Genomic DNA, 12,675 nt, shown 5'->3' on the forward strand with positions numbered 1-12,675 from the left:
CGCCCGCCGTCAAGCGGCCCGAGCAGGCGGCGCGTAGGCCGGCCAGTCTCAGCACGTCGCACAGGCGGCCTGCGAAGAGGGTACTAGCGGCTAGACAATGAACCCTTTTCCACCGGCATTGAGTGCTTCACCTACTAGAGCACTGCGGTAGCGAAGCCACCTGCAGCCCCCACAATCACCACGACGCCAAGAACAAGCAGATGTCGGAACTGCCGCTGGGCGGTCGCTTCCACGCAAGCGAGATGACGCTTGGTCTCCTCGAGCGCTCCACCAAGATCGCGGGTTGTGCGCTCGACCTCTGCGACACAGGCGGCAACACCCTTCGTGAGGGTCGAAATGTGCTCCGCACTGATCGTGGCCAACTCCTGCAACTCACCGATCGTCAGCAGGGTCGCCCGAGCCTGCTCCTTTTGCTCCTTCAAGCCGGACTGCAAGGTGTCGAATCCCGCTTTCCATGAGCCCGCCAATGCGTCCGCCCGCTGTTCGATTTGTGCACTGCGGGCGGAAAAGAGCGACTCGCAGGCCTCAGTACGCGAGCTGACGTCAAGAACGCTGCTGCGAAATGACTCGAGAAGCGAGTCGCGCGTGCCTTGCACCTCTTTGGCGACCTGGATCAGCTTTGCTGCCCCGTCGAGGGTGAGCCCCTTAAGTTCGAAGTACTCCCGAACCAGCTTGTCCAGCTCTTCATTTTGACGGGCCAGGTCTTTCTGCTGGTCCGCAATCGTAGTGGCCTGATCCTCAATGCGACAGGCCTGTTTGCGGAGAGCCTCCTGCTGCGCCCCGAGCTTGCACTGCTGCTCCTGCAACTGTTTGGCCTGCGCAATGGACAGAACCATCAGCTGGCCCAGCATTTTCGAGAAGGCTTCCTGAGTTTCCACAGCGTCCAGCTGCGCGACTTTTATCGTGTCGTCAAACGTTATGAAGTCCCAAAGCTTCTCCCCGGCGCTGCGACCGTTGTGCTTGTCGCGGGTGGCCTTGAACGCACCGAGCTTGCCGAAGGTTTGGGCGAAGCTCTTCAGGAGATCGTCCGGGTTTGTCAGCCTGACCAGATCGGCCGACAGAGGCAACTTGGATACGTGCTCGACCAGATTAGACATTTGCGTTGTTTCCATTTGTCTCGTAGGCAAGGGTCGCCAAGAAGCTCGCGACCTGCTCATCTGCCGCCTGCATATGCACCCGCCAATGGCGCAGCGCTTGCAGAGTTTCGTTCCGAGACCGAACCATGCTGCCGCCGAGCTCAGCTGCCTCCGCGATGGCCTTTTCACTGTTCGAGATCGCCTCCGCGATCAGTGCGTCCGTTCTTGCCGAATCAAGGAAGCTCTCGGACAACACGAACTGCTGCTGGGCGAGTTCCGCAATCTTGGTGCCGAGGTCCGCGCTCGCTTCCAGCGCGCCGATGCAAACCTCAAGCTCTTCCGTTCCCGAGGACGCCAGCCAATCAAACAGGCGATCGATGCCGTAGATGACCAACGAGGCCGCGACACCGGTGAGAATTCCCGTGATAGCGGGTGATATAAGCCCTGCCACCGGCAGTAAGAAGGGAATGCTGTGCAGAAAGCTGCTGACGGCCTCCTCAAACAGCATGCCAAGGACCGTTGTGACCACGCCTGCGATGATCTTCGTAGACGAACGCGCGACCTCAATCCCGGGCATCCCGGCCGGCGGGCTCACGAGGATCTTCGCCGCGTCGTACAGCCCACGCATGCTCTCGCGAATGATGGTAACCACGCGCGCAGAGGTCGTGATCAGGTTGTTGATCAGGAAGGTCAGCAGGTTACTGACAAAAGCTTGGAGGCCTCCATGGAGGGCGGCATCCAGCGTTGCGCTGACCTTCAATCGGACGCGCTCGGTGATGCGCCCAAGTGCCGCGGTCAGACGTTCCAACAGGCGGTCGATCTTGCCCGGGGTGCTGATCAGTTCTTTGATCTCGACAAAGAGCCCGTTTACCACCTCGTAGAGGACGACGCCAATGGCCTGCCGCAAAGCGCCCTTGGCGGCTTCGGGTGCACCGGTCAGGGCAAGCTCGTGCGAGTGATACTTCACGCGATCCATCGTGGACGGCATGTGCCCTGCGACGGCTTCCCGTGCGCGCTCGATCTTCGGCGCTACGACGCTCTGGTCAAATCCGTTTTCCTCGGTGAGGAAGTCTTCGGGCCGCTTGGTCTTCTTCGCCTGATTCGTCTTGTGCGTTGTGTAATGCAGGTTGGCCTTCTCGGAGCTAACGGCATCGCGCTGTTCCTTGGTCATCATCCACCCGCCCCCGCGGTGGATCTCCTGCAGCGGAACCAGATGGTCAAGCTCCGCATTCATAACGGACTTGCCTTTTGCATTTGTCTGCTTGGTCGGCTCGTGGCGGTTCCCGTAGCTGTCCAGGAAAGTCTGGCTCGACATCTCTCCGCTCGCCACAAGCGATCGCTTGATCTCCGTTTTGGCGGCGTCGTATTTGTAGTCCTTGTTACGGTCGTAACCTTCGCTGTCCTTCGCGTATATCCCCTGACTTGCGTTGTACTGCGTTGTCACGTTTCCGCCGCGCTTGTCATCGAACATCGCGGGCGTCAAGCCGAAGGGCCCAATCAGTTGCTGAAGGACTTGGCTCTGGCAACTGTCCAGCAATGCCTGGTTGCGCTCTGCCTTAAGCCGGGCGCGACCATGCCGCGCCTGCTGCGTCGTTGATTCCTGCATTGCTCCCCCTGAAGAGCGTCCAAACTGGCGGCCCTCGCAGCGCCCCCCTCTCGTATGCTCGTCGGCTAAAGCCGGTCGGTCAACGGGAGAACGGCAGTTGATGGGGCGGGTCCCAGCGCGACGCATGGCGTCAAGCGTTTATTGGACATCTGGACGAAGTCTTGAAGCCGCACTTCTCTGGCTGCCCAGTCGCCGGAAAGCGGAAGCCGTTACCATCGCGCTGCTTTCGGGCCGGCCGTCGGGGATGCGACAGACGCACAAGTCAAACGGGATTGAGGCAATTTGCTCCGCTTACATGCCTTTGAAAGTGCCGATGCGATCAGGCTGACCTCATCCGCTGTCCACACGCCTCCTCGGCGTCACCGGCCTACGCCGCAGGCCTCGTCAGGCATGTCTGTCCGCACTGCCATCCGCCACGACCCGGCGATCTGTTCGATTGCGCCCGGGCGAGAGGCCGTACTCCCGCCCGAACGCAACGCCGAAGGCGGCGTCGGACAGAAATCCGAGGGACGCTCGAGACGCGTTTCGTGGTGTCGAGCAGTGCCTCGGCGGCGATCCGCATGCGCCACTTCGCCGCGTATGCCACGGGCGGCTGTCCCATCCGCTGCTTGAACCGCAGCGTGAACGCGGAGCGGGACATCGCCGCGATTGCCGACAGCGTCTCGAGGCTCCAGGTCCGCGCCGGTGACGCATGGATCGCACGCAATGCCGCGGCGATCGCCGGACGTTGGCGCCCGGCCTGAGATCCTCCACGAGACTTGCCTTCACTATGGGTAACGACAGCAACAGAATCGTCTAAGGAGGTCCGCTGTATCACCTCTGTTCACATCAGCACACGCCTTGGCAGACGCTTTGGGGGCGGAGCGCCAGGTCGCGCAGCTGGAATCCACCGGCTTCACGTCGGTGTTATATAGGTCTGAATTGTGTCGGATCTTAAGGCCCAACGTTGGCCCGGCGCTTCCAACACACAGCAACTTGCGTCACGCTTGGCGGCGCCACGCAACTAGCCCCGTTCTCTGTTGTAGGCGCACAAGTCCAAGCAGGCGGCGCCAACCTCTGAAGCTTCGCCTTGCTCCAACTTGATCTTCAACACGTTCATTAGATCGTTCTGATCGGGCATGCCCAGGACCAAGCGGTACAAAGCGCGCTCCTGGTTCAGTGCGTCTAGTCCGATGCGCTGTTCGCTCGTAAAAGCAGAGAAAACGTAGTTCTTGCATCTCGCCCCATCAACGGTCCACCAAGGTGCGAGCCCTGAATCGTCTCCGAGTTCGCTTTCCGCCAATTGCGCTAGTTGCTTCCACGGGCTGCCCGTTCCTACGTTCATCATAAGACGCAACTGCATTCGGCTGGCAATGGCTCGCCGGACCGCCAGCCCCGCAAACCGAGTGATTCGCCCCTCGCGCTGCTCAAGCGCCACCGGCCCTGTTGCCAAGTCCCAATGTGCTAGAGCACTGCACCATGGATGTAGATCGAGCCCCTCTTGGCCGATTGATGTGGTCACCAGCACCTTGGGCCAGAACGGGCTGTTAAACGCCCTGCGAACCTCGTCTGGCCGCAACGGTTCGTCTGAGCCAATTTCACGTTTTCCGTGGATGCGCCCCTCGGTCAATGGAATGGCGACATGACAGCGAACGCGAAACGACTGATCGCACTCGGCGGCCTCCGCATCATCGGCGGGTTCGTGGAACGTCACATTGGGGTCGCGCAGACGCAGAGCCGCACGAAGCTCAGCCAGTACTTCGGAGAGCGTGCTTGCAGGCTTCTGTGACAGGTACCAGAAGTGTTCATCCAACACGGACTCGAACCCACCTTCGATCACAGCTAGGCGGATCGCGGCTGGATAGCGACTCACCTTCCGACTCGTGAGAGCCGAGACAAACAATGGACGGTTGAGATAGTTGCGCAACCCGTTCCAAGCGGTACTTACGACGTCCGACATATGGTCGGTCGCCTCAGGCCAATGCCGCTGAAGTGCACGTAGCAGTGCCACCCCAGGCGCTTCCATCGCCAACGCCACCAGCTCGTCCAACTCACGGGCGGAGATCTCAGTGCACTCTCGAACGGCCGCCTCATCCCACTTGTGAAGGGCTTCCGTCAGAAGCCCACCAGAGTCATCACCTAGCTCATCACTTGTATCGAGCCAAGCTTTGCTGGAAGTCGCCCACAGCCCTGCTCTGAGCTCAAGCGCGGGCAGCAACTCCCAACTTTTGCGATGCCCCTTTCGCTTCGCCACTAGCTTGACCCCTAACTCAGCCAAGCGCTCACGCAGCTGCCGCCTGACCCCTGTCTGCATAACAGCAAGCTTGCCTATGGGCGCCTGCAGCGGCTCAATCGAAGCCAGCAACGGCGACGGATGGAACAACTCCAGCAGCGCACTTGAGGGCTTCAGCCAGTGTCTGGGTACCGTCTCATAGCTGGTTTCACCATCTCGCAGGCGCGGCACCATCCGCTGTTCTGCGGTGTAACTGAGCAGCCCAGACAACGCGGTGGGCACGGCGCGAAAGCGACTGAACACCAACAGCTTATCGTCGTCAGCGGCACTGCCATCAAACTTCCAATTCCGCGCCAGAGGCCACCATGGCAGTGACGGCCGCGACCACGGCATAGCCATCGAGACGCCCGACGTCGTCGCTATCAACGCGCGCAGACGTGGATGCGGCCAATGGGCGGGCTTCTTGTACTCGTCGCGGACCTGTTTAGATAGTTCGACCTGGGCCGGCATTCTCCTCTTTCGCCGCCATGCTGTGTAGCGGTTACCCAGCGTTTGCATGGGCAATGGAACGGACTGCCATAGCGGGACTATCCAGTCCCGATCCTGCTCACTAAGGCAGTCGTGCATGTCTTGAAACTGGCGCAAGTCCGATGGAAGCAGTTCGCTCTCAATCAGCTTGGAGGACGAATGGCCATCGCAGGAGTTGAGGCGAACACTCGTCCGCTCTGTACGGGACATCAACGGGGTCAGCAGCGCCGTCAGCTCCCCACGCAGATCAACGGCCCGCTCGGAACGAAGTTCGCCCTTCTGCAATTCCTCACGGAGCTTGGAAAACAGCTGCAATGCTTGGTCCGCAACCATTCCGTCCGCTGCCAAGAAGGACACCAAGCTGAAGAAATCCGAGCTGTGTTGATCCTCAGCTGCCCCTGCGACTCGCCGCTCCTGTCGGCTGCGATACGGCGTATAGGGCGTAGCCGACAGCAAAAGTAGCGCGGGGGCATCACTGCCAGCGTCGCCACGGATCGCATCCATTACGCGTGCCGCTGCACGCTCACGAATGTCTGCGCTTTCATTCCCATCAGAATCGGCTTCCGGCTCATCGCCTTCATCTGTCAGATCGCGGAAGCGCTGAAACTCGTCAAAGATCACCAAATCTGGCGCGATATCGCGCAGAGCAGCGATCGCCAGCGCCGTGCGCGCTGCAGCGACAAGGTCCTGGTAGTTGCGCTCCTGCAGAAACTGGTTCAATCGTGGCGGGAGATGACCGCCTTCTGTAATGCCAAGCACCTCCCGGAGGGCATCCCGGAATCTGGCGCGGTATTCGCCGCCGCCTAGACCCTTTCGTTCTGCACCCATTTGCTGGTAGTGCTTTACCCAACCTTTAAAGGAAACACCTGCGTTGCGTTTAAACGCGCGGAAGAGGCCCGCCGTGCTTACATTTGGTGCGATCTGTCTGATCAGTACCAGCGCGAGCGCACGCTCCTCCATTCGGCCGTCGCGACGCTGGCCCTTGCGGGTCGGAATGGCCGTGTCAGGTGTGAGTTGGAACACCCGTACCCCAGGATGGGTCGGCATTTCCCGCGTCGGCATCAGACTAGGACGGTCGATCGTGCCAATTGCTTCCTCTCGCTCCTTTTTCCCAAGAAACGACAACAACCCATCCATGTTCTGTCGGGCAATGGTAAGGTTAGAGCACACGTACAGGACGCAAAGTGGGCCCTTGCGGCGACTGCGCGTCATCTTCTGGATGACGCCACTGGCGACGATGGTCTTGCCTAGCCCTACCTCGTCCGCCACCAGAAAACGGCGGGGGCCACGACTGGTCAGAGTACGAAACGCAGCTTCGATCGTGGCCTGTTGGAAGGGCTTCGCGCGGATGCTCACGATGCGGCCCCCGGCAATCCCGAGCGAATGACCCGCCACGTCGTGGCGAAGCGGTCGAGATGCTCCCTTTCTGCATCAGCCTGGTCACCACCTATGCTGCGGCGACGCAATTCGAGGATGCGGTCCACTTCGTCAAGTCGCGACCTGTCCTTGAGCCACATGCGCAAGGCCTGTTCCAGCGTCGGCAGCTCCAGATGCGTCACCCGGCTCTTATGAGGACGCTTAGGGGCGCGAGACGGGTCATCATCCCAGCGTCCACCCTCATCCCCATCCGTGTAGCCGGTTAGCACGGAATGGATCCACGACAACATCTGGCGGGATCCCAGGTACTCGCTGAGCACCTGCGCATCACGCTGCTCGACATCGAGCGAAGGCTCGAAGGGCACGACCTGCACCCACGATATGGCCACGCCCTCTAGCTCAAGTCGACAGTGCACGCAATCGGAATCAACCCCACCAGCCGCCAGGACGTGACTGGTGGCACCATCTGGCCACTCAGTCAGTGCTCCCCTCATTTGCCCACAATGCAGGGTGATCTTGGCATCTGCGGGGCGTGGGACCTGGCCACACTGAATCACCACGCCCCCCGACGGCGTCCTTCTCTGTTTCCCGATGGCAAGCTGAGCAGCCACTGCGTTGCGCGCCGACGCTAAGCGGTCCTCGATGGATGGCGCGCTCACACTACCGTCCAAGGCTTCGTCGTCGATCGTGTCGGCGCAGTCAAGCAATGCTTCCAGGCCACCGCGTAACAGATCCGTTCCGTATTTATCTTGAGCTTCTAGTTTCAGCACGCACTCGGCGTTTCGCGTCCATGCGCGACGTGTCAAATTGGGACTGCCCAGCCAAAGCGTGTTACCTGTCGCATGTTCTGCGTAGATCATCTTGGCATGCAATCCAATGCGGTCCGCCTCGATCGCTTCGTCATCGGACAGCGGGGCATGGGGAGCGGATTCCAGCTCCGGCTCGGCAAGGGCCAGCAGTTCGTAGCCAGCGAGTTTTCCGCCCTCCCCCAGCACCCCCTCCAAGGCGGAGCGGGTCGACAGCAACTGGAAGCGTGTATGTTCGTCACGGCGGGGCCAGCGCCCAAGATCAGCGACCGCGCCCTTGTCGAGGAAGGGCGACACGGCTACCAATCGCTGCAGCTGCGGTATCGGCTTCGGCAACGAGCGCGTCACGTCACCCGGCAACATCAGTTGCAGGTCAGCGACTGAGAGGCCACGGGGTACGGACCACGCCACCGAACGGAGAGCGCTGGCCAATTCCGTCCAACGTGCAAGTGCCGGGAACTGGGCCCCCAAGTCCGTAGCAAGCCGTGCGACACCTTCAATTCGCTGGGGCGTCACGTCTCGGCCACCAGGTCCACCGCCCTTCAACGAGAAACCGATATCCCATGACGTGTCCAACGTCAGGTTGCGACTACCGAGCATGAACACCCAGCGCTCCGCCGTCGACCCGCGCTCTTCGGGGACCTGACGCACAAGCATGAACTTGGCATGCCAGGACTTCCCATCAGCGCCGGCCGATTCATTCCACGGCACCTGCACCAGGAACTGATCAAGCAGTGCAGCTATCGCGCTGTCATGCCTTCCTTGGGTCAGCCGTCCAGATTGCAGTACGACGTGCACCTTGCCGCGCAAACCCGTTAGCGCACGCACCAAACCCACCCGTGATCCGGACCCGGTCTCGTCCACCTCACCTGATAGCGCCAACAAGACGGCCGCGATCACGGGCACCTGCGCCGAGTATGTGGACACGAGGGCGCAGTCCGTCTGCCAACCCGGTTCCGGCCGGATGCAGTCCAGAAATGATAGATGCGGAAACTGCGATTTCATCGCTCGTTGAGATCGTTCAACAGCATGCGCACTTTTCCCCAACGGTAGTGCAGCGTCTCCGCAAGCGGATGCGGCATACGCGGCGTGTTCCACTCGGCACGTCGCTTCCGTGCACCCAAAGTCGCGCCGAGACGGGCCCGATCGCGCTTCCGCTCCACCTCGGCGCGGCGATACACCTCATGGAGGTAGGCGCAATCCGACCGACCGGATCGCAGCCAGTCCTGCGTCGCACCAAGCACCTGAACCAACGCTTCCGGCTGACCGGGGACACATGCCCGCAACGCATCCAATTCCAGTGCCTGTGCGATAGCGCCATGCTCATCGCGCATGACCGACAAGTGGTCCCGGTAGGTGCGGCTACGCTGGCCGGTGTCGCTGTTCTTGGCCTGTTCGACCAGGGCGGCGTAGACCGCACGCCCGATGCCTGCGAGCGCCGAGGCTTGCTCGGCCAGCATCAAGACGTTCCGGTCCTCAGTATCGGCCACTCGCCTGATGGCGTTGTGCCAAGGAGAATCGATGCTTGCCACCGAGGTTCGGTGTTCTGTAAGCCGACCCAACAGGCTTTGCTGTCCGTCGGCGCGCTGGACCGCCATGAGCTGCCTTCGAAAGAAGGCTCGCTCCGTCGCTGTGAGTGCGAATCCGATAGGCTTGTCTGGGTGTCCCAGCTCAGCAGGCGGGGACGGAAGCGTGACGAAGGGTTGCGCATCCAACGACCACGCGGTCTCTCCATCGATCGACAATTGACGCATCGATCCGCCGGCCTGCATAGACTCGATCTGCCGTAAGACTTGGATGCGTGTCTGCGGCGCCTGCCCCGGTCTGGCATGCAGGATCTTCCAGCGTGATAGCGCGCTCCAGTAGATCATCGCTGCGGTCTGGCTGGGCTCGCGCTGAAGGCTGCCACCGATGATGCCATCCTGCCCTCTCCCTGCCGGATCCTTCCACTGCACCAGCTGCCGGGTAAGCGTCAGCGCGTCCTTACGAAATCGATCAGACCGACCGCCTGACTGCATCATCAGCCACGGGATAAACAACGCGTAGCGGAGCCTCGTGTGAAGTACAGACGTTCCTGGGAACAACCGGTCAGCAATTCCCTGATGCAGCGCCAAGAAGCCAATTTCATCACGCACGCCCTGCTGATCATTGCGCAGCGCTCTCTCGGCGCTGGCAACCGCTTGGCGCGACAACAGTATCCAGCCGATCACGTGGGTTCTTCCGTTCGAGGAGCTTTGGTGGCGAACAAGTATGCAGACTTGGCACAGCACACGCGGCAGAAGATAACCCTTCCTTGACTAGTGTCTGCGCTCGACTAGGTGAGGTCTCTCGATTCAACCGTCAACGTTCCGACAGAGGTCCGCCTCGAGCCTTCTAGATCTTCTAAAAGTCGGTGCAAGAGAACGTTCTTGCCACGTCACAGTCACTTTCCAGCGAGCCTACGAATGGCCGCGTGACTGATGCGACCATGGAGGTGCGCAGACAGCCATCAATGACGGTGGCCACGGATAGGCTGACACCCATCGCTCAGTGATCGACGCAAGAGCGACCAACCATGAGGACCGAAACGCCAGGCTGCAGCGCCTCTCTCCACTCATAGCGAATGTTGACATGCACCTCGGCCTCGAAGGGCCCGGATGGCCCCTCAAACACATCGCCGAATGCATCGAAGACTTGGAAGTGGAGAGAGTTGCTATAACGCACAGCCCCAATCACTCCGACAGGGCTCATCGACGTGTATCTGGGAACCAGTAACTGCAGGCCGTCTCTTGCCTCCTCCACAGTTGCTGCTGGAACGTCATGGAACTCGATCGCTGCGCCCTTGCGCATGCACTTCAACTCTGGATCTAGGGATCCGGTGAGTAGATGGTCGTCGCCATGGAGATCCAGCACAGCATTAATCGTTTGTAATTGCCCATGATCTGTTGGTGGCAGCGTTAGTACCGACTTGACGTTTGATGGAATCTCGGAGGGCGATGCTATGGTCAGCGCCATCGTTAGCCTTTCAGCGTTGCAGACAGGTGCAACCCAATCCCAGAAGTCCGCATTGGATCCAGGAACCAGCACCTCAACGACAACACCCTGCTCTTGATGCACTACGGGATCTCCCTCATGCAGCACGATGCATTGCAGGCGGGGATGTGCAGCGTCGATCACTGATGGAGGAACAACAGCTTTCTTACCCACAAGAACGCGCCAGATGAGATCTGGCACGCAGGGGCTAGCGGAGTACGGTGCACTTGAACCTTGGTAGACACTCATCCAACGATGTCATCGTTGCCGTTGATCTTGTACGTCCCCTTGCCACCACAACGGCTGCAGCTTTCATGCGCTCCATTACATGAGCACAACTGCTCGCGAACTTCTTGTTTGCGCTTGGCATACGCGATCTTCTTGTCTTCCTCGATGCGGGCCTTGGTTTCAGGCGACAAGTCGCTGTAGACGAACTGAAGGTCTGCAAGTTTCTTCTGCAGTTCGGCCATCGCCGCATCAACCTTCTTCTGCTCCACAGCAGACATGGCCTGACGCTCACGTTGGTGTGCCTGAGCCTTCAGTTCCAACTGCTCTTTTAGATCTTCCATCTGATCTTCCAGATCAAATTTGGCGTCCATGACATCCATGAGTGCAACCTCGTGGTCGTCCTTCTGCTGATCCAAGAGGCGCGTGTACTTACGCTTGGCACTGCGCTTGCCCTCCCGCATCAGTCCTTCCACCAGACCATCGAGCTCGAAGTATGAGTAGTTGTGCTTGACCTTGCGCACCAAGGCCTTGCCACCGCATTCGACTGGCATGAAGACATGGACCTCATCTGCCTCGGTCAATTCGATGATCAGGTCACGCAGTTCTGCGAGCGTTGCAGGTGCCTCTCGCGGAAGCCTCGGCACGGTATCCAACTCAACGTCAAAGCCCACAAAAACGCCGTAGCGCTTGAACACCTTGAGGATGAACTGCTGCGAAGGATTCATCTGATCGTCCTTTTTCTGAGTTGCCACTCAAGTGGCTGAATTGTGATTTTAGATCACACTGTGATCTATTGTCTAGCGTTACACTTCTCCCATGAATTCCGACAACGCCCCCAATCGACCCCAGCAGGCCATCACTTGGCTTGAGATTGTGGGCACCATCCTTCGCCTCCACAGACAGGCTGCAAACGTCACCCAAGGCGACGTAGCGACAGCCATTGGGGCCGCTGGTCACGGGTCAGTGGCCCGCTTTGAGCGGGGGATTGCTTCTCCGAGCGTGGAGCAGTTGGCTCAGATCGCGCAGTGCTGTCGGACCTCCCCCAGTGCCTTCATGAGGGACGCGGACGGGGCACGGCTGCTTCTAGAGCGCCTAGGAGTGCGCATCACTGACACTAGGCGTGAGATGGATGCCTTGATAGAGGCCGGCGGCTACTCGCGTGATCGATCTGTGCTGGATCACGTCAATCGCTACATCGATGGCTACCACGGCCGCGCTGATGAACGAGCCACCGCGATCCAGTTGATTAGAGAAGCCTCAAGGGGCTTTCATCTTGAAGACTATCGAGGTGACGTGCCGTGGTAGACGATGACCCTGCTCATACGGAGTGGCTCTCAAGCCTCAGGAGTGCACACCCTACCCTCGTGACAGATCAGACCATTGAAGCGAGCCAGTACATCCTCCCAAGCGGATGGCGCCTGGTTGTCGAGGAGACGATTGACGCTATCGCAATGCAGTCGATCCGATCTCAGACGATCGAACAGATCAAGGAGAAGTTTGGTGTTCTGCACGTCAGCCTGAGCATCCGTAACCCAGGCACGCAGGCACTGATTGAGTGTGCACGAGCGAAGGCATCAGTCACGTGCGGATCCTGTGGTGGATCAGCACCACCTAACGAGTTCGATACCCCAACCTGCTTGAAAAGTCGCATTACCAAGGTCAATGCATGAACTTCTTCAGATGGCTGTCATCCCTCTTCCACAGAGAATCGGTGGAAGCTCCCCCTGACAACCGCCGCCAAACCTCGATTGCATGCCGTTACATTGAAACCGAAGAGGATTTGATTAGAGTGCTAAACGCTATTGAGGCAGAGACTCGCAGGCAAGAAGC

The 12,675-nt window shown here is 59.7% G+C and carries 9 protein-coding genes; 2 read left to right on the forward strand and 7 right to left on the reverse strand.

What is annotated here, in order from left to right; genetic code table 11:
• Positions 1-134 precede the first annotated feature (134 nt).
• A complete protein-coding gene (locus tag E2F49_RS11505; protein WP_133394008.1) occupies positions 135-1,097 on the reverse strand; it encodes a hypothetical protein in 963 nt (320 codons plus the stop codon).
• Positions 1,090-2,682 (reverse strand): phage holin family protein, encoded by a 1,593-nt coding sequence (locus E2F49_RS11510; protein ID WP_133394009.1) that lies wholly within the window; start codon positions 2,680-2,682, stop codon positions 1,090-1,092. The genes E2F49_RS11505 and E2F49_RS11510 overlap by 8 nt, the downstream gene beginning before the upstream one ends.
• Before the next feature lie 560 nt (positions 2,683-3,242).
• On the opposite strand from E2F49_RS11510, the gene E2F49_RS11515 reads away from it, so the two are divergent.
• Positions 3,243-3,425, forward strand: coding sequence for a hypothetical protein (locus E2F49_RS11515; RefSeq protein WP_133394010.1), 183 nt, complete (start codon positions 3,243-3,245; stop codon positions 3,423-3,425).
• Positions 3,426-3,685: 260 nt separating this feature from the next.
• Here the strand turns inward: E2F49_RS11515 and E2F49_RS11520 are convergent, their stop codons facing one another.
• The 5 genes from E2F49_RS11520 to E2F49_RS11540 all read right to left on the reverse strand — a co-directional run bounded on the left by E2F49_RS11520 (position 3,686) and on the right by E2F49_RS11540 (position 11,570).
• On the reverse strand, positions 3,686-6,778 hold the full coding sequence (locus E2F49_RS11520) for a DEAD/DEAH box helicase family protein (RefSeq protein ID WP_165971218.1): 3,093 nt from the start codon (positions 6,776-6,778) through the stop codon (positions 3,686-3,688).
• Positions 6,775-8,610, reverse strand: a complete 1,836-nt coding sequence (locus tag E2F49_RS11525) for a phospholipase D family protein (protein WP_133394012.1) — start codon at positions 8,608-8,610, stop codon at positions 6,775-6,777. The genes E2F49_RS11520 and E2F49_RS11525 overlap by 4 nt, the downstream gene beginning before the upstream one ends.
• Complete coding sequence (locus E2F49_RS11530; RefSeq protein WP_133394013.1) at positions 8,607-9,815, reverse strand: DUF6361 family protein; 1,209 nt, start codon at positions 9,813-9,815, stop codon at positions 8,607-8,609. The genes E2F49_RS11525 and E2F49_RS11530 overlap by 4 nt, the downstream gene beginning before the upstream one ends.
• Positions 9,816-10,131: 316 nt before the next feature.
• Complete coding sequence (locus tag E2F49_RS11535; protein WP_133394014.1) at positions 10,132-10,818, reverse strand: hypothetical protein; 687 nt, start codon at positions 10,816-10,818, stop codon at positions 10,132-10,134.
• 44 nt (positions 10,819-10,862) lie between these two features.
• Positions 10,863-11,570, reverse strand: coding sequence for a coiled-coil domain-containing protein (locus E2F49_RS11540; protein WP_133394015.1), 708 nt, complete (start codon positions 11,568-11,570; stop codon positions 10,863-10,865).
• A gap of 91 nt (positions 11,571-11,661) precedes the next feature.
• On the opposite strand from E2F49_RS11540, the gene E2F49_RS16805 reads away from it, so the two are divergent.
• Positions 11,662-12,150 (forward strand): helix-turn-helix domain-containing protein, encoded by a 489-nt coding sequence (locus E2F49_RS16805; protein WP_133394016.1) that lies wholly within the window; start codon positions 11,662-11,664, stop codon positions 12,148-12,150.
• The last annotated feature ends 525 nt before the right edge of the window (positions 12,151-12,675 follow it).

The sequence above is a fragment of the Luteimonas terrae genome (assembly GCF_004358165.1).
Taxonomy (GTDB): domain Bacteria; phylum Pseudomonadota; class Gammaproteobacteria; order Xanthomonadales; family Xanthomonadaceae; genus Luteimonas; species Luteimonas terrae.

Coding starts and splice junctions, on each gene's coding strand:
- E2F49_RS11505 (WP_133394008.1), bottom strand. CDS start 1,097: ATGTCTAATCTGGTCGAGCACGTATCCAAGTTGCCTCTGTCGGCCGAT.
- E2F49_RS11510 (WP_133394009.1), bottom strand. CDS start 2,682: ATGCAGGAATCAACGACGCAGCAGGCGCGGCATGGTCGCGCCCGGCTT.
- E2F49_RS11515 (WP_133394010.1), top strand. CDS start 3,243: ATGCGCCACTTCGCCGCGTATGCCACGGGCGGCTGTCCCATCCGCTGC.
- E2F49_RS11525 (WP_133394012.1), bottom strand. CDS start 8,610: ATGAAATCGCAGTTTCCGCATCTATCATTTCTGGACTGCATCCGGCCG.
- E2F49_RS11540 (WP_133394015.1), bottom strand. CDS start 11,570: ATGAATCCTTCGCAGCAGTTCATCCTCAAGGTGTTCAAGCGCTACGGC.
- E2F49_RS16805 (WP_133394016.1), top strand. CDS start 11,662: ATGAATTCCGACAACGCCCCCAATCGACCCCAGCAGGCCATCACTTGG.